The 22,814-nt window shown below is 73.6% G+C and carries 18 protein-coding genes and 1 riboswitch; of the genes, 7 read left to right on the top strand and 11 right to left on the bottom strand.

All coding sequences use genetic code 11. The features are described 5' to 3' along the window. Positions 1-102 precede the first annotated feature (102 nt). From ACFYX4_RS07805 to ACFYX4_RS07790, 4 genes are read left to right on the top strand one after another with little or no spacing between them, the layout of a single operon-like run. Positions 103-1,692 carry a GMC family oxidoreductase gene (locus ACFYX4_RS07805; protein ID WP_389327641.1) on the top strand — a complete coding sequence of 530 codons (1,590 nt, stop codon included), beginning with the start codon at positions 103-105 and terminating at the stop codon, positions 1,690-1,692. Next, positions 1,689-2,771, top strand: a complete 1,083-nt coding sequence (locus tag ACFYX4_RS07800) for a glycine betaine/L-proline ABC transporter ATP-binding protein (protein WP_389327638.1) — start codon at positions 1,689-1,691, stop codon at positions 2,769-2,771. The genes ACFYX4_RS07805 and ACFYX4_RS07800 overlap by 4 nt, the downstream gene beginning before the upstream one ends. Next, a complete protein-coding gene (locus tag ACFYX4_RS07795; RefSeq protein ID WP_389327635.1) occupies positions 2,771-4,711 on the top strand; it encodes an ABC transporter permease in 1,941 nt (646 codons plus the stop codon). The genes ACFYX4_RS07800 and ACFYX4_RS07795 overlap by 1 nt, the downstream gene beginning before the upstream one ends. Position 4,712: 1 nt before the next feature. Next, entirely contained in the window at positions 4,713-5,669 is a 957-nt protein-coding gene (locus ACFYX4_RS07790) for an ABC transporter substrate-binding protein (protein WP_389327632.1), read from the top strand. A gap of 310 nt (positions 5,670-5,979) precedes the next feature. Here the strand turns inward: ACFYX4_RS07790 and ACFYX4_RS07785 are convergent, their stop codons facing one another. Next, entirely contained in the window at positions 5,980-6,735 is a 756-nt protein-coding gene (locus ACFYX4_RS07785) for an isocitrate lyase/phosphoenolpyruvate mutase family protein (protein ID WP_389327629.1), read from the bottom strand. A gap of 22 nt (positions 6,736-6,757) precedes the next feature. Beyond that, a complete protein-coding gene (locus ACFYX4_RS07780) occupies positions 6,758-7,291 on the bottom strand; it encodes a carboxymuconolactone decarboxylase family protein (RefSeq protein WP_389327627.1) in 534 nt (177 codons plus the stop codon). A gap of 47 nt (positions 7,292-7,338) precedes the next feature. Between ACFYX4_RS07780 and ACFYX4_RS07775 the strand changes: the two genes are divergently transcribed. Beyond that, positions 7,339-8,730 carry a PLP-dependent aminotransferase family protein gene (locus tag ACFYX4_RS07775; RefSeq protein WP_389327624.1) on the top strand — a complete coding sequence of 464 codons (1,392 nt, stop codon included), beginning with the start codon at positions 7,339-7,341 and terminating at the stop codon, positions 8,728-8,730. 62 nt (positions 8,731-8,792) lie between these two features. Next, positions 8,793-9,278, top strand: a complete 486-nt coding sequence (locus ACFYX4_RS07770; RefSeq protein WP_389327621.1) for a carboxymuconolactone decarboxylase family protein — start codon at positions 8,793-8,795, stop codon at positions 9,276-9,278. Positions 9,279-9,361: 83 nt separating this feature from the next. Here the strand turns inward: ACFYX4_RS07770 and ACFYX4_RS07765 are convergent, their stop codons facing one another. From ACFYX4_RS07765 to ACFYX4_RS07740, 6 genes are all read right to left on the bottom strand, one after another. Beyond that, positions 9,362-10,177, bottom strand: a complete 816-nt coding sequence (locus ACFYX4_RS07765; RefSeq protein WP_389327618.1) for an aminotransferase class IV — start codon at positions 10,175-10,177, stop codon at positions 9,362-9,364. Positions 10,178-10,209: 32 nt separating this feature from the next. Next, positions 10,210-11,388, bottom strand: a complete 1,179-nt coding sequence (locus ACFYX4_RS07760) for an FAD-dependent monooxygenase (RefSeq protein WP_389327615.1) — start codon at positions 11,386-11,388, stop codon at positions 10,210-10,212. Beyond that, positions 11,385-12,950, bottom strand: a complete 1,566-nt coding sequence (locus ACFYX4_RS07755) for a class I adenylate-forming enzyme family protein (RefSeq protein ID WP_389327612.1) — start codon at positions 12,948-12,950, stop codon at positions 11,385-11,387. Before ACFYX4_RS07755 ends, ACFYX4_RS07760 begins: the two co-directional genes overlap by 4 nt. A 71-nt stretch (positions 12,951-13,021) precedes the next feature. Next, the gene (locus ACFYX4_RS07750) at positions 13,022-14,545 is read right to left on the bottom strand and encodes a benzoate-CoA ligase family protein (protein ID WP_389327609.1); all 1,524 of its coding nucleotides are present in this window, start codon (positions 14,543-14,545) and stop codon (positions 13,022-13,024) included. Continuing rightward, the gene (pabB, locus tag ACFYX4_RS07745; protein WP_389327606.1) at positions 14,542-17,841 is read right to left on the bottom strand and encodes an aminodeoxychorismate synthase component I; all 3,300 of its coding nucleotides are present in this window, start codon (positions 17,839-17,841) and stop codon (positions 14,542-14,544) included. Before pabB ends, ACFYX4_RS07750 begins: the two co-directional genes overlap by 4 nt. 29 nt (positions 17,842-17,870) lie before the next feature. After that, positions 17,871-18,446, bottom strand: coding sequence for a hypothetical protein (locus tag ACFYX4_RS07740; RefSeq protein WP_389327603.1), 576 nt, complete (start codon positions 18,444-18,446; stop codon positions 17,871-17,873). Between the two features lie 316 nt (positions 18,447-18,762). Continuing rightward, a riboswitch (ZMP/ZTP riboswitch) is annotated at positions 18,763-18,854 on the top strand. A 44-nt stretch (positions 18,855-18,898) separates the two neighbouring features. On the opposite strand from ACFYX4_RS07740, the gene ACFYX4_RS07735 reads away from it, so the two are divergent. Then, positions 18,899-20,350, top strand: coding sequence for a glycine hydroxymethyltransferase (locus tag ACFYX4_RS07735; RefSeq protein WP_389328641.1), 1,452 nt, complete (start codon positions 18,899-18,901; stop codon positions 20,348-20,350). A 32-nt stretch (positions 20,351-20,382) separates the two neighbouring features. On the opposite strand, the gene ACFYX4_RS07730 is transcribed toward ACFYX4_RS07735, so the two are convergent. The 3 genes from ACFYX4_RS07730 to ACFYX4_RS07720 all read right to left on the bottom strand — a co-directional run bounded on the left by ACFYX4_RS07730 (position 20,383) and on the right by ACFYX4_RS07720 (position 22,745). Further along, complete coding sequence (locus tag ACFYX4_RS07730) at positions 20,383-21,114, bottom strand: hypothetical protein (RefSeq protein ID WP_389327600.1); 732 nt, start codon at positions 21,112-21,114, stop codon at positions 20,383-20,385. A gap of 181 nt (positions 21,115-21,295) precedes the next feature. After that, the gene (locus ACFYX4_RS07725) at positions 21,296-22,183 is read right to left on the bottom strand and encodes a hypothetical protein (RefSeq protein WP_389327597.1); all 888 of its coding nucleotides are present in this window, start codon (positions 22,181-22,183) and stop codon (positions 21,296-21,298) included. Further along, positions 22,176-22,745: an RNA polymerase sigma factor gene (locus ACFYX4_RS07720; protein WP_389327594.1), complete on the bottom strand. Its 570-nt coding sequence runs from the start codon at positions 22,743-22,745 to the stop codon at positions 22,176-22,178. The genes ACFYX4_RS07725 and ACFYX4_RS07720 overlap by 8 nt, the downstream gene beginning before the upstream one ends. Positions 22,746-22,814 lie beyond the last annotated feature (69 nt).

Below are 22,814 nucleotides of genomic sequence, written 5' to 3'. Positions count from 1 at the left end.
CCCGCCTTCCCCCTCACCCCTCGTCAGCACCTCCGTCAGAACCCTCCATCAGACGTCAGACCCTCCAGTCCTCCCCCATCGCACCCCTGGAGTACCACTCTCATGTCCGATCACACCCATGCGTTCGACGAATACGACTATGTCGTCATAGGCGGCGGAACCGCCGGCTCGGTCATCGCCTCCCGGCTCACCGAGAACCCCGACGTGACCGTCGCCGTCATCGAGGGCGGCCCCAGCGACGTCGGCCGTGACGACGTGCTGACCCTGCGCCGCTGGATGGGGCTGCTCGGCGGCGAGCTGGACTACGACTACCCGACCACCGAGCAGCCGCGCGGCAACTCCCACATCCGGCACAGCCGCGCCCGCGTCCTGGGCGGCTGCTCCTCCCACAACACCCTCATCGCCTTCAAGCCGCTGCCCTCCGACTGGGACGAGTGGGAGCAGGCCGGCGCCGAGGGCTGGGGCGCGGTGCCGATGGAGGCGTACTTCGCGCGGCTGAAGAACAACATCGTCCCGGTGGACGAGAAGGACCGCAACGCCATCGCCCGCGACTTCGTCGACGCCGCGCAGACGAACCTCGGCGTCCCCCGCGTCGAGGGCTTCAACAAGAAGCCGTTCGACGACGGCGTCGGCTTCTTCGACCTCGCCTACCACCCGGAGAACAACAAGCGGTCGAGCGCCTCGGTGGCGTACCTGCACCCGGTGATGGACGAGCGCCCCAACCTGACGATCCTGCTGGAGACCTGGGCCTACCGGCTGGAGCTGGACGGCACGCGCGCGCGGGGCGTGCACGTGCGGGCGAAGGACGGCACGGAACGCCTCGTACGGGCCCGGCGCGAAGTCGTGCTGTGCGCCGGCGCGGTGGACTCCCCGCGACTGCTGATGCACTCCGGCATCGGCCCCAAGGGCGACCTGGACGCGCTCGGCATCCCCGTGGTCCACGACCTGCCCGGCGTCGGCGAGAACCTCCTCGACCACCCCGAGTCGGTGATCGTCTGGGAGACCCACGGGCCGATCCCCGAGAACTCCGCGATGGACTCCGACGCGGGCCTGTTCGTGCGCCGCGACCCCGAACACGCGGGCCCGGACCTGATGTTCCACTTCTACCAGATCCCGTTCACGGACAACCCCGAGCGACTCGGCTACGAGCGGCCGGAGTTCGGCGTCTCCATGACCCCGAACATCCCCAAGCCGAAGAGCCGCGGCCGGCTCTACCTGACCAGCGCCGACCCGTCCGTGAAGCCCGCCCTCGACTTCCGCTACTTCACCGACGAGGACGACTACGACGCCCGCACCCTCGTCGACGGCATCCGCATCGCCCGCGAGATCGCCGCTACCGAGCCCCTCGCCCCCTGGCTCAAGCGCGAGGTGGCCCCCGGGCCGCACATCACGAGCGACGAAGAGCTCAGCGAGTACGCCCGCAAGGTGGCGCACACCGTGTACCACCCGGCCGGCACCTGCCGCATGGGCGCGGCTGACGACGAACTCGCCGTCGTCGATCCCGAGTTGCGTGTCCGCGGACTGGAAGGACTGCGGATCGCCGACGCCTCGGTCTTCCCGACCATGACCGCGGTGAACCCGATGATCGGAGTGCTGATGGTGGGAGAGAAGGCCGTGGACCTCATAGGTGACGACACGGGCGACCGGATCGGTGCGGCAGCCGCCGAGCGGATCGGCGGTGGTGTGCGATGACCGAGGTCTCCAACTCCCCGGTGTTCCGCGTCGAAGGCCTGTGGAAGGTCTTCGGCCCCAAGCCCGAACGCGTGCCGGTCGACCCCGAGTTGGCCGCCCTGCCGGCCGCCGAGCTGCGCTCGCGCACCGGCTGCACGGCCGCCGTCCGGGACGTCACCTTCGACGTGCGCAAGGGCGAGGTCTTCGTCGTCATGGGCCTGTCCGGCTCCGGCAAGTCCACCCTGGTGCGCTGTCTGACCCGGCTGATCGAGCCGACCGCCGGCGCCATCGTCGTCGACGGTGAGGACGTCCGCGCCATGGACCGCGCCCGGCTGCGCGAACTGCGCCGCCACCGCGCCGCGATGGTCTTCCAGCACTTCGGCCTCCTCCCGCACCGCACGGTCCTCGACAACGTCGCCTACGGCCTGGAGATCCAGGGCGTCGGCAAGGCCGAACGCCGGGACCGGGCCCGCGAGATCGTCGCCAAGGTCGGCCTGGAGGGCATGGAGCAGCGCCGGCCCGGCCAGCTGTCCGGCGGCCAGCAGCAGCGCGTCGGACTCGCCCGCGCGCTCGCCGTCGACCCCGAGGTCCTGCTCTTCGACGAGCCGTTCAGCGCGCTCGACCCGCTGATCCGGCGGGACATGCAGGAGGAGGTGGTCCGCCTGCACCGCGAGGAGGGCCGCACGATGGTCTTCATCACCCACGACCTCAACGAGGCGCTCAAGCTCGGCGACCGCATCGCCCTGATGCGCGACGGCCGCGTGGTCCAGCTCGGCACCCCGGAGGAGATCGTCGGCTCGCCCGCCGACGAGTACGTCCGCGAGTTCGTCCGCGACGTGCCCCGCGAGCAGGTCCTGACCGTCCGCACCGCCATGCGCATCCCCTCCGCGGAGGAGACCGGCAGCGGTCCCGCCGTCGCCCCCGACGCGACCGTGTCGGAGGCGATCGAGGCGGTCGCCCGCGCCAAGGCGCCCGCCCGGGTCGTCGACCACGGCCGGTGCGTCGGCATCGTCGACTCCGACGCCCTGCTCGGCGTCGTGGCCGGGACGGAGCAGCCCCGTGTCGTCGCCGGGACGGAGCCTCGTAAGGAGGCAGTCTGATGGCGACGATCACCGCACCCGCGTTCCGGGCCACCGTCCCCGCGTTCCTCAAGCACCGGGCCACGCACAAGCTGCTGGCCCTCGCGGTCGCCGCGGCGATCCTCGTGCCGCTCGCCAACGCCCGCTGGGCCAGCGGCAGTTGGCCCGACGCCCTCACCGTCGACCTCACCGGACCGCTGACCGGCGTCAGCGACTGGATCATCGACAACCGGGACAGCCACCCGCTGTTCCTGTACTTCTTCGGACACGTCAGCAACGCCGTCGTGCTGTCCGTGCGCGCCGTGTACCTGGTGCTGCTGGGCGTCGGCTGGGCCGGCGTCACCGCGCTGGGCGCGCTCGTCGCCTGGCGGGTCGCCGGAGTCCGGCTGGCGCTGGGCACGGCCGCCGCGTTCCTCGCCTGCGGACTGCTCGGCATGTGGGTCCCCACCATGCAGACCCTCGCGCTGATGGTGGTCGCCGTCCTCGCGTCGGTCGTCGTCGGCGCCGTGCTGGGACTCGCCGCCGGACTGTCCGACCGCATGGAGCGGATCCTGCGCCCGATCCTGGACACCATGCAGGTCCTCCCGGCCTTCGCCTACCTGCTCCCCGTCGTCCTCGTCTTCGGCATCGGCGTCCCGGCCGCCGTCCTCGCCACCGTCGTCTACGCCGCCCCGCCCATGGCCCGGCTCACCGCGCTCGGCCTGCGCTGCGCCGACAAGGGCGTCCTGGAGGCGGTGGAGTCGCTGGGCGCGACCGCCCGCCAGCGCCTGCTGACCGCGCGGATCCCGCTGGCCCGCAAGGAACTCCTCCTCGGACTCAACCAGACGATCATGATGGCGCTGTCCATGGCCGTCATCGCCTCGGTGATCGGCGGCGGCGGCCTCGGCGACCGCGTCTACCAGGCGCTCGCCTCGGTCGACGTCGGCGCGGCCCTCGCGGCCGGCATCCCGATCGTGCTGCTCGCCGTCGTCCTGGACCGGGTGACGGCCGCCGCCGGGCAGGGCGCCGGCGAGTCCCGGCGCACCCGCTGGACGTGGGCGCTGCTCGCCGCCGGCGTCGCGGTGGCCGTGGGCGGCCGGCTCGCCGGCCTGCTCGACTGGCCCGACGCCTGGACCGTCGCCGTCGCCGAGCCGGTCAACCGGGTCGTCGACTGGATGACCGCCCACCTCTACTCCGGCGTCCCCGTCGTCGGCGGCACCGCCGACTGGGCCGGCCACTTCACCACCTGGGTCCTGGACCCGGTCCGCGACGGCCTCCAGGCGCTGCCCTGGTGGTCGGTGCTGCTCCTGGTCGCCGCGCTGGCCTGGGTGATCGGCACCTGGCGCACCGCGCTCACCGCCGTCCTCGCCATGGCCGCGATCGGCGTGCTCGGCGTGTGGGAGCCCTCCCTGGACACGCTGTCCCAGGTCCTGGCGGCCGTCGCCGTCACCCTCGTCCTCGGCTTCGCCACCGCCGTCGCCGCCGCCCGCAGCGACCGCGTGGAGCGGCTGCTGCGGCCCGTCCTGGACGTCTTCCAGACGATGCCGCAGTTCGTGTACCTGATCCCGGTCGTCGCCCTGTTCGGCGTCGGCCGTGCCCCGGCGGTCGCCGCGGCCGTCGTCTACGCCCTGCCGGCCGTCGTCCGCATCACCGCCCAGGGGCTGCGCCAGGTCGACCCGGCCGCCATGGAATCCGCCCGTTCCCTCGGCGCCACCGGCGGCCAGCAGCTGCGGCAGGTCCAACTGCCGCTCGCCCGCCCGGCGTTGCTGCTCGCCGTGAACCAGGGCGTGGTCCTGGTCCTCGCCGTCGTCATCATCGGCGGCCTGGTCGGCGGCGGCGCGCTCGGCTACGACGTCGTCTTCGGCCTCGCCCAGGGCGACCTGGCGACCGGTCTGGTGGCCGGCGCCGCGATCGTCTGCCTCGGCCTGATGCTCGACCGGGTGACGCAGCCCGCCGACCGGCGCGCGAAGAAGGGGGCCTGACATGCGACTCCGTACGACCGCCGTGGTGAGCGGGGCGTCCGCGCTCCTGCTGCTGACCGGGTGCGGCGCCGCCGACATGACCAAGCAGGCCTCGCCCTTCGCCAACGCCCAGGGCTCCAAGTCCGTCACCCTGTCCGTGCAGTCCTGGGTGGGGGCGCAGGCCAACGTCGCCGTCGCCCAGTACCTGCTGGAGCACGAGCTCGGCTACCGCGTCGACACCGTGCAGGTCGACGAGGTGCCCGCCTGGGACGCCCTCAGCCAGGGCCGCGTCGACGCGCTCCTGGAGGACTGGGGCCACCCCGAGCAGGAGAAGCGCTACGTCGACGAGAAGAAGACGATCGCGCGCGGCGGCGAACTCGGCGTCACCGGGCACATCGGCTGGTTCGTCCCGACGTACTTCGCGAAGCAGCACCCCGACGTCACCGACTGGAAGAACCTCAACAAGTACGCGGAGGACTTCCGCACGCCGGAGAGCGGCGGCAAGGGCCAGCTGATGGACGGCTCCCCGTCCTACGTCACCAACGACAAGGCGCTGGTGAAGAACCTCAAGCTGGACTACCAGGTCGTCTTCGCCGGCTCCGAGGCCGCCCAGATCACCCAGATGAGGCAGTTCGCCAAGGAGAAGAAGCCCTTCCTGACGTACTGGTACGCGCCCCAGTGGCTGTTCGAGAAGGTCCCGATGACGGAGGTGAAGCTGCCGCCGTACAAGGAGGGCTGCGACGCCGAACCGGACAAGGTGGCCTGCGGCTATCCGCACACCCCCCTGGAGAAGTACCTCAACGCGGACTTCGCGAAGAACGGCGGCAAGGCGGCGGCCTTCCTGAAGAAGTTCAAGTGGACCGTCGAGGACCAGAACCAGGTGTCCCTGATGATCGCCGACCAGAAACTCACCCCCGAGGAGGCGGCGAAGAAGTGGGTGGAGAGCCACGAGCCAACCTGGCGCACGTGGCTACCCTGACCCTCGGCCCTGGGCCGCGCCGGCCCCCGGCCTCTGGGCCGCGCCGGCCCTTGGCCTCTGAGCCGTGGCGATCCTCGGCCCTGGGCCGCGCCGGCCCTCGGCCTCTGGGCCGCGTCGGCCCTTGGCCCCTGGGCCGCGTCGGCCCTCGGCCTCTGGGCCGCGCCGACCCTTGGCCCCGGGCCGCGGTGACCCTCATCCCCGGGCCGCGCCGGCCCTTGGCCCCGGGCCGCGCTGGCCCCTCATCCTTGGGCCGCGCTGGCCCCTCATCCTCGGGCCGCGGTGATCCTCGGCTCCCGGGCCGTGGCGGCCCTCATCTCCCGGGCCGCGTGAGCCCTGATCTGTCCGGTGGCGCCAGCTCTGTCGCGAGGGTGCGCAGCGAGTGGTCGGTCCGCTGGTGGAGGCCGGGGCCGAATGTGACGCGGGTGGCTCCGAGTTCGCCGAGTTCGGCGGGTGAGGGGCCCTCGTCGAGCCGGGCGAACACGTTGACCGGCCCCTGGATACCGGACCGCAGCAGCGGCAGCACGGCCACCGGGGCGTGGATCGGGTACACGCAGTCGGCGCCCGCCGCGACGTACAGCGCCGCCCGCTCGATGGCCCGGCACGGGTCCCCGACGCCCACGGCGAAGGTGTCGATCCGCGCGTTGACGAAGAGGAGGCCGCCGGCCGCCGAGCACACCTCGGCGAGCCGGTCGGCGTGGGCGTGCGCGTCCTCGAGGACACCCCCGTTGGAGTCCTCGAGGTTGCAGCCCACGGCCCCCGCCTCCAGCAGCCGTTCGACCAGCTCCTTCGGCGGCAGCCCGTATCCGTCCTCCACGTCCGCGGTCACCGGCACGTCCACCGCCCGCGCGATCCGCGCGACGGCCGCGAACATCTCGTGCGCCGGCGTCTCCCCGTCCGCGTAGCCGAGGGAGGCGGCGACGGCCGCGCTCGGGGTCGCCAGCGCCGGGAACCCGGCGTCGGCCAGTGCGCGGGCGCTGGCCGCGTCCCAGGGGCCCGGCAGGACGAGCGGGACCTCGGGGGCGGGCCGGCGGTGCAGTGCGCGGAACGCCTCGGCCTTGCTCGTCACCGTGAACCCCCCTGAGCGAACGTCACTTGTACTGGCCCGCCTGGTAGTGCCCCGGCACCAGACGGCACGTCACCCCGAACCGGTTCCACGCGTTGATCACCGTGATCGTGGCGACCAGCTGCGCCAGCTCCGCCTCCTCGAAGTGCCGCGCCGCCCGCTCCCACACCGCGTCCGGCGCGAAACCGTCCGTCAGCACGGTCACCGCCTCCGTCAGCGCCAGCGCCGCCAGCTCCTTGCGGGTGTAGAAGTGCTCCGACTCCTCCCACGCGCTGAGCTGGACGATCCGCTCGACGCTCTCGCCCGCCGCGAGCGCGTCCTTGCTGTGCATGTCGACGCAGAGCGCGCAGCGGTTGATCTGTGAGGCGCGGACCTTGACCAGCTCCACCAGCCTCGCGTCGAGGCCCTTCTTCGCGGCGGCGTCCAGCCGGATCATCGCCTTGAAGACCTCGGGGGCCAGCTCGGCCCAGGCCAGTCGGGGGGTGTGTTCGGGGGCGTACTCCACGGCCGCCACGGCCTCCGCGGCGTCCGTCGTCGTGTTGTCGGTCACGTTGGTCATGTCCTCGACCCTAGGAGCCGGGCAGCCCACCGGTATGGTCCATTTCCATGGCGGAATCATGGGCCACTTTCGGGGTCGACCTGCATCTGGAGCCGACAGGACCGGGGCTGCGCCGGGGCCTGACCGACGCCCTGCGCGAGGCCGTCCGCACCGGCCGGCTGGCCCCCGGCACCCGGCTGCCGTCCTCCCGCTCCCTCGCCGCCGACCTGGGCGTAGCCCGCAACACGGTCGCCGAGGCCTACGCCGACCTGGTCGCCGAGGGCTGGCTCACCGCCCGCCAGGGCTCGGGCACCCGGGTCGCCGACCGCACGGTGGTCCCGCCGGCCGGCGCGGCCCCCGGTCCGCGCAAGCCCGGCCGGCCCGTCCACGACCTGCGCCCCGGCATGCCCGACCTCGCCTCCTTCCCCCGCGCGCAGTGGCTGAAGGCCGCCCGCCGCGCCCTCACCCGCGCCCCCTACGAGGCCTTCGGCTACGGCGAGCCGCCCGGCCGCACCGAACTGCGCACCGCGCTCGCCGGCTACCTTTCCCGCGCGCGCGGCGTGCGCACCGACGCCGACCGCGTCCTGGTGTGCGCGGGCATCTCCCACGGCGTGAAGATCCTCGGCGCGGTGCTGCGCGCCCGCGGGGTGCGCACGGTCGCCGTCGAGTCGTACGGGCTCGCCGTGCACCGCCGGCTGCTGGAGGCGGCCGGTCTGCGCACCGTGCCCCTGCCGTTCGACGAACGGGGCACCGACCCCTCGGGGCTGGACGACGACGCCGGGGCCGTCTTCCTGACCCCCGCCCACCAGTTCCCGATGGGCGTGGCCCTGCACCGCGACCGGCGGGCGGCCGTCGTGGAGTGGGCCCGGCGCACCGGCGGCCTGGTCGTGGAGGACGACTACGACGGCGAGTTCCGCTACGACCGGCAGCCCGTCGGCGCGCTCCAGGGCCTGGACCCCGACCACGTCGTCCACCTGGGCACCGTCAGCAAGTCCCTCGCCCCCGGGCTGCGACTGGGCTGGGCGGTGCTCCCGCCCGCCCTGGCCGGGGAGGCGGCGCGGGCCAAGGGCGGCATCGACACCTGCGGGGTGCTGGACCAGCTGACCCTGGCGGAGTTCATCGCCTCGGGCGCCTACGACCGGCACGTCCGCGCGGCCCGGCTGCGCTGCCGGCGCCGCCGGGACGCCCTGGTCGCCGAACTGGCCCGCCGGGCGCCCTCGGTGCGGGCCACCGGCATCGCGGCCGGTCTGCACCTGGTGCTGCGGCTGCCGCCGGGCACCGAGCAGGCGGCGCTGCGGGCGGCGGCCTGGCAGGGGCTGGCGGTGGACGGACTGCACCAGTACCGGCACCCCGACGCGACCGTGGAGCCGTGCGACGCGCTGGTCGTCGGCTACGCGACACCGCCGGACCACGCGTGGGCGGGAGCGCTCGACGCGCTCTGCGCGGTGCTGCCCGAATAAAACCCGGGCCGCCCGGCGGGATTTTCTTCCCCGGAATAAAAGACGTCGGTTAGAGTCACCCCATGAGCACTAGCGATTCCATATCCCGCGTGGCCCTCAAGAAAATCACCCCCGATGTGTCCGCGGCAATGGGCGCCCTGCACGGCGCCGCCGTTTCCGCAGCGCGGGACGCCAAGGTCGAACCGGAAATCCTGGAACTGGTCAGGATCCGCGCCTCGCAGATCAACGGTTGCGCGTTCTGCCTCGACATGCACGCCAAGGACGCCCGCGCCCAGGGCGAGACCGAGCAGCGGATCTACGCCCTGAACGCCTGGCGGGAGACCCCGTTCTTCACCGGACGGGAGCGCGCCGCACTGGCGTTGACCGAGGCGGTGACGCTCGTGCACGACGGCCGGGTGCCCGACGCGGTGTACGCAGAGGCGGCGGAGGTCTTCGACGAGGAGCAGGTGGCGGCGCTGATCTGGGCGGCCACCGTCATCAATGCGTACAACCGGATCGCGATCGCGACCCGAATGGTTCCCGGGGGTTATCAGCCGGCCGCGAAGTAATGCGGAATTCGGGCATCGGCATTGTTCGCCGATGCCCGTCCCTTTTTCTGCGCGTTCTGTTCGTGCAGTGCCTTCGGTGTGTTCTATTGGTTCGGCAGGGGTTCCATCAGGTTGTCCAGCCAGTGCCGCCATTCCGCCGCCCGGATCGCGTGACCGGCATTCATGGATACCCCGGTCCAGCCCGTCACCGGCCGGATCCCGTGCAGCGCGTTGACGAGCCACACCTCCCGGCCGGACAGCTCCGCCACGGTCCGCTCCCGGTGGGCGACGCGCAGGCCGGAGCGGATCGCCCGCTCCTGGATCAGCCCGGCGGTCACCCCGGGCAGCACGGGCGACCCGGCCGGGGGCAGACAGAGGGCGTCGTCCTCCCACCACAGCACGCTCGCGGTCGCCGACTCCAGCACCGTCCCCGACGGGCCGACCAGGATCGCCTCCTGGGCCCCTTCGGCGACCGCCCGCGCCCGCACCCCGGCCAGCGCGTCCAGATCGGGGCCCTTGTGACGCGGCACGCTCCTCGGGTCGGGCTGCCCGGCCGACCACAGCCGCACCTCGCGTCCGAGCGGCGGCGCCGGCCGCAGCCTCAGCCGCAACTCCGCCGACCCGGCGGCCAGTTCCACCCGGGGGAACCACTCGCCGGTGCGCGGCAGCACCGCCGTCATGTCGTGCCAGAACTCCACCAGCCGGCGCGGGCCGGGCCCGTCGGACTCCGCGCACGCGCGCAGGAACCGCTCCCGGTGCCGCCCGTAGCCGCGCACCCGGCCCTCGCGCAGCAGCCACGAGTCCGCGACGAGCAGCGGCCCCTCCGCCGGTGAGCCCGTCGAGGGCTCTTCCCAGGGGTTCAGCCCCCGGGCCGGCGTCCAGGTCAGCAGTCCCTCGCCCACCGCCGTTCGTGCAGTCACCCGTGCCTCCTCGGTACCCGCTCAGTACCCGCTCAGTATTTGCCGCCCGCCGCCGCGGGCGCCCCGTGCCGGGGGCCGTACGGCGCGTGCTCCAGCCAGGACCCGCACGACGGCAGCACCGGCGCGAGGGCCGCCGCCGCGCGCTGCCGCAGCCGTACCGTGCGGCGGCGCGGGCGCAGATGGTCCAGGGCGATCCCGGCGGCCTCGCTGTTGAACAGGCCCGCCGCCCGCCGTACGGCCGCGAACGCGTCCACCGCCTCCGCCGTGCCGGCCGCGACCGCCTCGGCCGCAGCCGCCGCGTCCGCGATCCCGCTGTTCATGCCCCGCGCGCCGAACGGCGGGAACAGATGCGCCGCCTCCCCGACGAGCAGCACCCGCCGGTGCGGATCGGTGAAGGAGGCCGCCACCTTCCGCAGGAAACGGTACGTCGACACCCACAGGATCCGCTCGGCGTACCCGTCGCCCACGACGCCGGGGAGCCAGCGCCGTACGGCGTCCTCGGTGCCGTATTCCTCCTCGGCGTCGTCGTCGCGGCACTGGAGGTCGACCTGGAAGCCGCCGGTGAACGGCACCCGCATCACACTGCGGCCGCCGACGCCCGGATGCTCGTAGTGGAAGACCCGCTCCAGCGGCAGCTCCGCGCCCGGCACGTCCGCCACGTCCACGACCACGTGGAAGCCCTCGCCCCGGGTGCCCTCCAGGGCGATGCCCAGCCCCTCCCGGACCGCCGAACGCGCGCCGTCCGCGGCGACGACGTACCCGGAGTCCCACTCCCGGCCGTCCTCGGCGGTCAGCGTGACACCGGACGCGGAGGCGCGCACGTCGGTGATCCGCGCGTCCCACTCGAACTCCACGCCCTCCCGCTCGCACGCGGCGCGCAGGAAGCGCTCGGTGTCCACCTGGCGCAGGCTGGTGAACGGCGGCAGCCCCGACGGGGGCGGGAACGTGCGGGAGTACACCTCGCGGCCCCGGTAGAGGGTGCGCCGGGTGTGCCAGGTCCGGCCGTACCCGGTGATCTCCCCGGCCAGCCCCGGACACATCCTGTCCAGCAGCCGCAGGGTCTCCCGGTGCACGAACAGCGCCCGGCTGCCCGGCCGTTCACGGTCCCGCGGGTCGGCCTCCAGCAGTACGACGGGCAGGCCCCGCCCCCGCAGCGCGAGCGCCGCGGACAGGCCCACCGGGCCGGCGCCGACGACCACGACCGGGGTCATGCGCGCGCGCCCTCGGCCAGCATGCGGGTGATCTCCACCCGCTTCACCTTCCAGGTGGCCGTCATCGGCAGCTCCTCGAACCGCCACTGCCGGGGCTCCGCCATCGCCGGCAGATCGGCGGTGGCCTCCCGCCAGCGCTCCGCGTCCAGCGCACGTTCGCCCCGCACGCACACCACGGGCACCGGCTCCCGGTCCACGCCGGGCACGATGACGACCTCGCGCAGCTCCTCCAGCCGGGACATCAGGACGTCCTCGACCTCCAGGTTGCTGTGCACCGAGTCGATCTGGTCCACCTCGCGGTCGATCAGGTGCAGCACGCCGAACCTGCTCCGGTAGCCCATGTCGCCCATCTGCCACCAGTCGCCGTCCAGTTGGCGTTCGTACTGCTCCCGCGCCCCGAGGTAGGTGAGGATGCGGCCCCGGGTGCGGGCCTCGATCCGGCCGGGCACGCCGGGCGCGGCCGGCCGGCCGTTGTCGTCGGTGACGCGGACCCGGGTGAAGCCCGGGATCCCGGTCCCGACCCGGCGGCCGTCCGCGCGGGCGGCGCTGCGCCGGGTGAACCACTGGAACGCCACCGGGCCCGTCTCGCTCTGCCCGTACAGCTGGATCAGCCAGGGCGCACGGCGCTTCGACGCCTCCAGCAGCCGCCGCACGGTGCGCGGATGGATCGCGTCGAACGTCGACCCGTACGACCGCACCCGGGACAGCGGCGCGCCGGGCGCGTCGGCCAACTCCTCCCACAGCACGAAGGTGTTGGGGTGGGTCTCGACGATCCCGGGGCGGTGCCGCGCCAGCAGCGGTCCCACGCTCGCCGGCTCCGGGTCGGTGATCAGCACCAGCGGGCTGCCGAACCGCAGCAGGACGCCGAGCAGATGGTAGAAGCGCGAGTGCACGAACGACATGTGCAGGGCCGCGGTCTCGCCGCGGGTGGGCCAGCCCATCGCCTGCTGCGGCACGAGCCGGTTCCACATGGTGTTCGCGCAGTGCACGGCCAGCTTGGGCAGACCGGTGGTGCCCGAGCTGTGCGTGATCAGCGCGGGTTCCCGGGGGTGCAGCCGGACCGGCGGGGGCGGCTCGGCCCCGGCGTGCTTGCCGAGCGGCTCCGCGCCGGGCGCGTCGTCCACCGACAGCGTCCGCCGGACCAGGGGGGACACGTCGACGTCGGCGAGCGGGCCCTCCAGCTTCGCTCTGTCGGTGATCAGCCAGGGCCGGCGCAGCCGCGCGAGCAGCTGCCCCACGACCGGCCCCGACAGGCCGGGCGAGAGCAGCGCGGGGACGGCGCCGATCCGGGCGATCGCACAGGTCAGCAGCACGATGTCCACGTTGTCGGTCTTGTGGACGACGACCTGCTCCGAGGGCCGCACCCCCGCCTCCCACAGTCGGCCCGACAGCTCCTCGACCACGTCGGCCAGCACCGCGTAGCTCAGGTCGACCCCGCGGGCCGGATCGACGTCCAGCGGCCGGTCCAGGGTGACGAAGACGGCGCCGTGGCGGTCGGCCGCCCGCCGGAACATCGGGCCGAGATAGAACCCGCGATCGGCGAGCAGGGGCTGCTGGGACATGCGCCCGTTCCTTTCAGTCGTACGGCTCAGGGGTCTCCCCGGACGGGGAGGAGGCGTGGCGGCGGGCGGGGTCACCAGGCGCCCTTGCGGACCAGATGGCGGCGGAGCTTCCCGGTCGGGGTGCGCGGGAGCGACGGGACGAAGCTGACGCTGCGGGGGACCTTGAAGGCGGCCAGCCGCTCCCGCGTCAGCCCGATCAGGTCGTCCTCCAGACCGTCCCGCGGCGCGCTGCGCGGCACGACGAAGGCCCGCAGCCTGCTGGAACCCCCGCCGTCCCGGACGGCCACCACCGCGACCTCCCGCACCGCCGGATGGCTCCGCAGCACGTCCTCCACCTCCAGCGGCGAGACCGTGATACCGCCGACCATCTCCATGTCGTCGGAGCGGCCCAAGTGCCGGTACGTGCCGTCCGGTTCGCGTCGCGCCCGGTCACGGGTGGCCAACCAGCCGCCGACCAGGGCCCGTTCGGTCTCCTCGGGCCGGTTCAGATAGCCGGCCGTCACCGACGGCCCGCGCACCCACAGCTCGCCCTCCGCGCCCTCCGGCACCGGACGCCCGTCCCGGTCGCGCAGCTCCACCTCGAAGCCGGGCACGGGACGGCCCACGGTGCCGGGGCGGTTGTGGGCCGGGCTGTTGGCGCAGAAGGCGTGCCCGGCCTCGGTGGAGCCGATCTGCTCCAGCACCGGCGCGCCGAGCAGGTCCACGATCTGTCTCTCCAGCACGGCCGGCAGGCCCTCCCCGGCCGACACCGCGGCCCGCACGGAGGAGAAGCAGGCCTCGTGCCCGCTGCCGCGGTCGGCCACCAGGGCGGCGTACGCGGACGGCACGGAGTAGAGCAGGGTCACCCGGTGGCGGGCGACCAGCTCGTCCACGGCGGCCGGCGTCGGACGCCGGCCGGTGAGCACGGCGGACGAGCCGGAGAAGAGGGGGAAGACGAACGCGTTGCCGAAGCCGTAGGCGAAGTACAGCTTGGACACCGACAGCGTGACGTCGTCCTCGGTGATCCGCAGCAGCCGCCGGCCCACCAGCTCGTGGTACAGACGCGGGTCGCCGTGCCGGTGCACGACGCCCTTGGGGCTGCCCGTCGTACCCGAGGTGTACTGGATGTACAGCGCGTCGCGCTCGTCCACCGGGTGGGCGGCGGCCGGCTCGGCGAGGGGCGCGAGCGCGAGGAGCTGGTCCGCGCCGAGCTGCGCCCGGCCGGTGAAACGGCCCTCCAGGCCCGGACCGGTGACGCACAGGGCGGCGTCGGTGTCGTCCGCCATGAACGCGTGCTCCCGGGCGGGGAGTTCGGGGTTCACCAGGACCGCGGTGGCTCCCGCGCGGGCCGCGCCGAGGAAGGCGACCACCCAGGCGATCCCGTCCGGCAGCGCGAGCAGCACCCGGTCGCCGGGGCGTACGCCGTGGTCGGCGAGCACGGTGGCCGCGCCGGCCGCGAGCGTGTGCACCTCGCCGTGGGTCCAGGCCCGGTGCCCTTGGTGGAAGGCGACCCGGTCGTGCCAGCCGCGCTGCTCGGCGAGCACGGCGAGGTGCGCCGCGAGGTTCCCTGGGGCGTCGATGTCGGCCGGGGACAGCGTGGACTGCGGTGACGTCATGGGGCCAGCTCCGGGGTGACGATCTGGGGGGTGGTCTGCGAGGCCCGGGTGTCACCGCGCGCCGGGCTCTGCGGGGCCCTGGTGTCGCCGCGCACGGTGGTCTGGCGCGGCTGGGGACCGCGGGGGGCGGAAGCAGGCTCACGGCGGCCCTGCGACTCCCGGCGCGCCTGGGACGCCCGGCGCTTCTCGGACTCGGGCTCGCGGGGCTGCCGGCCTTGCGGGTGCTCGGGCTCACGGGGCTGGCGGCTCCGTGGGCGCTCGGACTCCGGACGCTCGTGCTGCGCGGGCTCGGGCTCCGGACGCTCGTGCTGCTCGCGCTCGGGCTCCGGGCTCTCCGTGGCCGGCCCGGGGCGCCACGCCGTCGCGGCGGTGTGCGCCCGCGTCTGCGCGGCCGTCTTCAGCAGCATCTCCTCGTACTCCGCGACCGGATCGGAGTCGAGGACGATGGCCCCGCCGGCCCCGACGTGCATCAGCCCGTCGGCGACGACCGCAGTGCGGATCACGATGTTGAGGTCGGCGTCGCCGCCGCAGCCCAGGTAGCCGAGGGCGCCGGAGTAGACCCCGCGGGCCTCGGTCTCCAGGCCGTCGATGATCTCCATCGTGCGGAGCTTCGGCGCGCCGGTCATCGAGCCGCCCGGGAAGCAGGCGCGCACGCAGTCCACCGCGTCCGTGCCCTCGCGCAGCCGGCCCTCGACGGTGGAGACGAGCTGGTGCACCGTCGTGTACGTCTCGGCCTCCATCAGGCCGGTCACCCGCACCGTGCCGGTCCGGCAGAGCCGGCCGAGGTCGTTGCGGAGCAGGTCGACGATCATCAGGTTCTCGGCGCGGGTCTTGGCGTCCGCCCCCAGCGCGTCCCGGAGCCGGGCGTCCTCCACCGGGTCGTCGGAGCGGGGCGCGGTGCCCTTGATGGGCCTGGCCTCGGCCACGCCGTCCCGGGTGATCCGCAGGAACCGCTCGGGGGAGGAGCCGGCCACGTCGAGATCGCCGAACTTCAGGAAGGCCCCGTAGGGCGCCGGGTCGGTGCGGCGCAGCACCCGGTAGAAGGCGAAGGGGTCGGGCGGCGCGGGCAGCCGGGCGGCGTCGGTGAGGCACACCTCGTAGCTGGTGCCGGCGAGCAGTTCCCGTCGGCAGGCGGCGATGTCGGCGAGGTAGGCGGCCCGGTCGCGGACCAGCCAGGGTTCGGCGGCGGCGGGGTCCGGCTCCGCCGTGGGCACGGGCGGCGTCGGCAGACCGGGGCCGGGGTCGGTGACCAGGCGGATCAGCCGGGCCTGCGCCGCCTCCAGCCAGTCGACGGCCTCCCGGGCGGCCTGCGCGGTGTCCTCCGCGAGGCAGACCGCGTAGGTGACGCCCTCCTCGTGGTCCACGGCTATCAGCCGGTCGGCGAACAGCCAGCAGGCGTCGGGGACGTCGGAGCTGTGCCGGTTGGGGGAGCCGCAGTCGGCCTTCGTCTCGTAGCCGAAGTAGCCGACGTAGCCGCCGGTGAAGCCGAAGGGCAGGTCGCCGGGGTCGACCCGGCGGTTCGCCAACTGCCGCTTGAGATAGTCGAAGACGCTCGCCCTGACCTTGCGCGGGGGCCGTCCCGCCCGCTCGATCTCGCAACGCCCGGCGTCGACGTCGTACCGCACGAACTCGGCGAGCGGCCCGCTGCCGTCCCCGAAGAACGAGAACCGCGACCGCCCCGCCTCGACCAGCGAACTGTCCAGCCAGAACGCCCGGTCGGACCCCGCGTACATCCCCGCGAAGGCCTCCTCGGCGTCGACCGCGACGTCAATCCGCCGACTGTGCAGCCGATACCCGAGACCCTCGGCCCGACGCGGCCGCGGAATGACGACCCCCTTACGGCGGCCGACTACCGCCGGGGCGGTGGCGGGGGTGGGGGTGATGGCGGTGCCGGTGGGCGGGGTGCCGAGGCTTGTGCCGGTGGGCGGGGTGCCCTGGCTGGTGCTGGTGCTGGTGCTGGTGCTGGTGCTGGTGCTGGTGCCGGTGCCGGTGTCCGCGTCGGTGGCGGTGTCCGCGTCGGCGTCGGTGGCGGCGGCCGGTCGGGGCCGGGCGGCGGGGGAGTCGGTGCCGGAGGCTGCCGGGGCGGCGGGGCCGGCAGGGCCAGCCGGGGCGTCGGCGGCCTGCCGGCCGGGCTCGGAGGTCGAGGCGTCCCTCCCCGCGGGGGTGGCACCGCTCGCCGGGACGGGTGCCGTCGCCTGGGCGAGGGCAGCCAGGGGGAGCACCGCGGCGGTGGAGGTCACCTGTGCGGTGGACGCCACCTGCGAGATGGGGGCCACCGGTGCCGCGGCGGCGGGCGGTGTCGTCATCGTCCCCGGCGCCGTCGCCGTCCCGGAAGGTGTCACCGTCCCCGGTGCTGTTGCCGCCCCGGGCGCTGTGGCCGCCGACGGTGCTGTCGCCGCTCCGGGAGTCGTGGTCGCCGGCGATGCTGTCGCCGTTCCGGAAGGTGTCACCGTCCCCGGCGCTGTCGCGCTCCCGGAGGGTGTCGCCGTCCCGGAAGGCGTTGCCGCGCCCGGCGCTGCGGGCTTCGCCGGAGCGGGCGACGCCCCCGGCGTCGCTGCCGCTGTCGGCGTCGTGTCCGTCGTGCCCGTCGGGGTGCCGGTCGTCGGGAGGGCGAGTGCTCCGGGATGTCTGATCGCGCCCGCGGAGCGGAGGGTGCTTCCGGTGCGGGCGGTCGCCGTCGGCGGTACCGCGGTGTTCTTCGCGCGCAGCTTGCGCGCCCGCTCCGCCGTCAGATTGCGGAAGTTGACCAGCATGCGGTGGCCGTACTCGGTGAGCACCGACTCCGGGTGGAACTGCACACCCCACAACGGCCGGCTGCGGTGCCGCAGCCCCATCAGCACGCCGTCCTCGGCCCAGGCGGTGGCCTCCAGGCTGTCCGGCAGCGGCTCGCGCACGGCCAGCGAGTGGTAGCGGACCGCGGTGAAGTCCTGCGGCAGCCCCTGGAACAGGTCACGGCCGTCGTGCCGGACGGAGGTCAGGAATCCGTGCCGGGGCTCCGGCGCGGGCACCACCCGGCCGTGCTCCCCGAGGGCGATGCCCTGGTGCCCCAGACAGACGCCGAGCACGGGCAGTGTGGAACCGGCGATCACCCGGGCCGCGATACCGAAGTCGCGCGCGTTCTCCGGGTGCCCCGGCCCGGGGGACACCACCACGTTGTCGAAATCCGCGAGATCCGGAACCGCGTCCGCCGGGGTGTCGTTCAGGATCACCACCGGCTCCTCGCCGTTCACCTCGGCGATCAGCTGGAACAGGTTGTACGTGTACGAGTCGTAATTGTCGATGAGCAGGGTCTTCACCCGCCCACCTCCCTCTGGTCGTTCCCGGCCTACGCGGTGCGTTTGTGCCGTCCGCGGAGCGCCCGTAGCGGTGGATACAGCCATTTCTTGAAGAATCGCTGAAGGCGCGGCATAAGAATCCAGGTGACGAGCGCCGTCACGCAGAGGCACAGCAACAGCGTACGAATGAAAGGATTGAGTCCGCCCAGATAAGGAAGCACGATGATATTGAACAGGAGAACCGGAGGAAAAACGGCGCTCATATTCACGAACCACAGCTTCCATTTCGACGGCGGGGCCGGCGGGGAGGGCTGTGGGGCCTGGGCGTCGAACCACGCCTTGCCGCCCCGAACACTCTTGCGGCCCGCCTGTCGGGCGAACCCCACCGCCTCGATGTCCCACTGTCGTCGGGCGGCCGATTCCTCCCAGGCCAGAAGGGCGCTCTCGCCGGCGAAGCGGTAGACCACATGCCACTCCGCCTCTCCGTCGACAAGGACACCACCTCCCATGAAGCCCGGCTGTCGGGCGCTCGCGGCCAGCATGGCCCAGCCCCAGGAGTGGAAGTCCGACTCGTGGCCCGGCACCACGTGGTAGGCCACGGTAACGGTGACGGGATTACTGGTCACGGTTTCGAGTACGGCCCCAGGAACGGCAGTGTTCAAGGTTCAATGAAGTTTTTTCGGCCACCCGGAACGTCATTCTTTGTCCTTTTTGAGGTGCGCTCGACAGCTATGGCGGTCCATACCAACGGTAACTTTCCATAGAATTCCTGAAAGCGCTTGCGCGAACGGCCGGAATGGCGCACCATCCCTGCCCCTTGACAAAAATGCCGCAGAGATCGAACGCATACGGAACGCAGACGAAAGGAAGCGATCGGACGCCGGGGGCGTCGCTCGCATGGTGGACGCGGGATCTCGGCGTTCCGGCCCGGCCGGTAGGCTGACCGCGGGCCGTGACTGGCGCGCTGGGATGGGACAAACCATCGGGGAGCGGCCCGGGAGTGAACAACAGTGCCGTGCGCCTGGGCCAGACCGAGAACCGTGACCGCTCATACGCCACGCCACCGGAGGCCGACGACATGTCAGAGCAGCAGTCCCTCTCCACCCAGTCCACCGCCTTCCGCGCCGCCCTCGACGTCGTCCGCGCCGTGGAGCCGCGCGTCGCCGACGCGATCGGCCAGGAGGTCGCCGACCAGCGCGAGATGCTCAAGCTGATCGCCTCCGAGAACTACGCCTCCCCGGCCACGCTGCTCGCGATGGGCAACTGGTTCAGCGACAAGTACGCCGAGGGCACCGTCGGCCGCCGCTTCTACGCCGGCTGTCGCAACGTCGACACCGTCGAGTCCCTCGCCGCCGAGCACGCCCGCGAACTCTTCGGCGCCCGCCACGCCTACGTCCAGCCGCACTCCGGCATCGACGCCAACCTCGTCGCCTTCTGGGCCGTCCTCGCCGACCGCGTCGAGGCCCCCTTCCTGGAGAAGGCCGGCGCCCGCCAGATCAACGACCTCTCCGAGGCCGACTGGGCCGAGCTGCGCCAGGCCTTCGGCAACCAGCGCATGCTCGGCATGTCCCTCGACGCCGGCGGCCACCTCACCCACGGCTTCAGGCCCAACATCAGCGGCAAGATGTTCGACCAGCGCTCCTACGGCACCGACCCGGCCACCGGCCTGATCGACTACGACGCCCTGCGCGCCTCCGCCCGCGAGTTCAAGCCGCTGATCCTCGTCGCCGGCTACTCCGCCTACCCGCGCCTGGTGAACTTCCGGATCATGCGCGAGATCGCCGACGAGGTCGGCGCGACCCTCATGGTCGACATGGCGCACTTCGCCGGCCTGGTCGCCGGCAAGGTCCTCACCGGCGACTTCGACCCGGTCCCGCACGCCCAGATCGTCACCACCACCACCCACAAGTCGCTGCGCGGCCCGCGCGGCGGCATGGTCCTGTGCGACGACTCCCTCAAGGACCAGGTCGACCGCGGCTGCCCGATGGTCCTCGGCGGCCCGCTCCCGCACGTCATGGCCGCGAAGGCCGTCGCCCTCGCCGAGGCCCGGCAGCCCTCCTTCCAGGACTACGCCCAGCGCATCGTCGACAACTCCCGCGCGCTGGCCGAGGGCCTGACGAGCCGGGGCGCGACCCTGGTCACCGGCGGCACGGACAACCACCTCAACCTGATCGACGTCGCCACCTCCTACGGCCTCACCGGCCGCCAGGCCGAGGCCGCCCTCCTCGACTCCGGCATCGTCACCAACCGCAACGCCATCCCCGCCGACCCCAACGGCGCCTGGTACACCTCCGGCATCCGCATCGGCACCCCGGCGCTCACCACCCGCGGCCTGGGCACGGCGGAGATGGACGAGGTGGCGGCCCTGATCGACCGGGTCCTCACCACCACGGAGCAGGGCACCACCAAGTCGGGCGCCCCGAGCAAGGCCTCCCACGTGCTGGACGCCAAGGTCGCCGAGGAGATCGCCCAGCGCGCCACGGACCTGGTCGCGGGCTTCCCCCTGTACCCGGACATCGACCTCGGCTGACCCCGCCCGGAGCGCGGGCCGCACCGCCCGCGCTACCGGTCGATGAGCTCCTGTCGCGGCTCGTGCGGCGGCCCGGAACCCTCCGGCGCCGCCGCACGGCGCGTCAGCAGGGCGCTGCCGAAGCCCAGGGCGAGGCCCAGCCCGAGCCCCGGTATCGCCCACCACCAGTTCGCGCCGAGAGCCGGGTCCGCGGCGCCGGCCGACCTCGTGACCGGCCCGTCCTCACCGGCGGACGGCTCCGAGGAGGCCTGCGCCGCCCCGGCCGCGGACTCCTCCGCCGTCGCGGCGGGCAGGCCGCCGAACTCCCCGCTCGCCGGCGCGCCCATCACGCCCAGCTCGGTGAGCAGCGCCCGCAACTGCCCGTCGTCCTTCGCCCTGTGCCAGACGCCGGCCGACGAGGCCTCGATGGACGTATGGATCCAGATCCCCCGGTCGGCGGGCGCGAGCCGGTACACCCGGTCCACCCGCCAGGGGTGCACGTCGTGCGCGAGCCACGTGACGTTGACCATGTGCCCCGTCATCTCCTCCGGTTTCGGCGGCGCCGCCCCGCCCCCGCTCGACCCGCCCGACGCGTGCAGCAGCCTCTCCAGCCGGCCGTAGTCGTTCTCGGTGCCGTACAGCGAGGCGGTCTCCTGGCTCGTGGGCGAGGCCAGCAGCACACTCGTCGGCCCGCCCGCCGCCGCGGGCGCGGCACCCAGCACCACACCCGCGAAGGCCGCCGCCAACGCCCCCAGCAGAGCGATCAGTTCACGCAACCGGCGCATCCGACACCCCCATGCTCGAACCGGTGCGGCCCGCCCGCACCCGCTGTGTCATTCCTGGTACACCGCCCGGCCCGCCGGGGTTCCCACTTTCCCGCGCCGTTCTCGTGTCGCCTCCGGGAACCGGGGCCGGGGCCGCCTCAGGGTTAGGGGTCGGGGCCACCTCCGGGGCCGGGACGGGGCGTCAGGTCACCGACCGGGCGATCTCCAGAGCCCGTTCCCTGTCGCCGACGCCCTCCAGACGGAACGTCAACTCGCCGCCGTCCTCGCCCCGGTGGGTCCACAGCAGGGTCGGCCCGGCCGTCCGCTCCGACCGGGTGAACCGCTCGCCGTCCGCGCCCACCAGCCAGAACGTCAGCAGATGCGGCTTCGGGAACCACAGGGCATGCTCCGGCACACCGTCGCCCGAACCCTCGCCATCTCCGCCGCCCCCGCCGTCCCCGCCCTCGTCCAGCGGCAGGAACTCGGGCTGCTCCGCGACGCTCTTGACGAACGCGAAGTCCAGGCCCGCCCGGAACTCGTCGATCCGGACCGTGCGCCCCTCCTCCCGTCGGCACAGGCCGATCAGGGACCGCTCTCCCGGCAGCGACACCACCGTCACCGCGTCCGGCTCCCCGAACGCGCGCGGCACCACCGGCCGGAATCCCGCCCGCCGCGCGGCCTCCCCGAGCGAGACGGCACCCTCGCAGCCCGGCACCGCAACGCCCGCCGAAGCCCCAGCCGAGGCCCCCGTCGACGGCACCGCCGACGGATCCACCCGCACCTCGACCCCGCCGAAGCCGAACCAGTCCGCCACCGACGCCCGCACCGGAGGCGTGAGCACGAGGACGGTGGCCAGCCCGCACAGCACGGCCGTCATCGCCCGCCATCGCGCCCGCGCCCAGCGGCGCACCGATCTCAGCCGCTCGGCCGGCCCCCGGGGCTCGGCCACCGGCACGGGCGCCTGCTCGGCGAGTATCCGCCGGAGCACCTGCTCGACCACGGTGTCGTCCTCGTCGTCCCCCGGCCGGCGCATCGCCCGCCCGAGCGCCCGCAGTTCCTCCGGCAGGCCGGGATCCCGGTCCTCACCCATCCTCGTCACCTCCTTCCCGCCCTTCCCGCAGCCCGCCCTCCGGCAGCAGCCGCCCCAGTTTGCGCAGGGCGCGGTTCAACCGGGACTTCACCGTCCCCCTCGGCCAGCCCAGCGCCTGAGCCGTCTCGGACTCGTCCATCTCCAGCAGATAGCGGTAGGTGACGACCAGTCGGTGCTCCTCGCTGAGCTGTTCCAGGGCGGCCAGCAGCGCGAGGCGGCGCTCGCCCGCCACCGCCGCGACCGCCGGATCAGCCGACTCCGGTATCAACGGCTGCGCCTCCGCCATCGCCGCCTCCCGGCCCGCAAGCGTCAGCCGCCGGCCCGCCGCCCGCACCGTGTTCCTCGTCTCATTGGCGACGATCGACAGCAGCCACGGCCGGAACGACTCGCCGTCCCGGAAGCGCCCCAACGAGCAGTACGCCTTGAAGAAGGCCTGCTGCACCACGTCCTCCGCGTCCGCGCCCGCCCCCAGCGCACGGGCCGCCCTCAGCGCGATGCCCGTATGGGCCCGCACCAGATCCGCGTACGCCTCCGGCTCCCCGGCGCGTACGCGTGCGATCACCGCGGCCTCATCGACGGTGCGGCCCCCCTCCCGCGTCCTCACACTCTTGCTACACCGCCGGAGGCCGAT

Origin of the sequence: Streptomyces sp. NPDC002328, assembly GCF_042890065.1 — a bacterium.
GTDB lineage: Bacteria > Actinomycetota > Actinomycetes > Streptomycetales > Streptomycetaceae > Streptomyces.
Note: the sequence above shows the minus strand (reverse complement) of the source record. Positions and strands in the feature narration are given on the sequence as shown.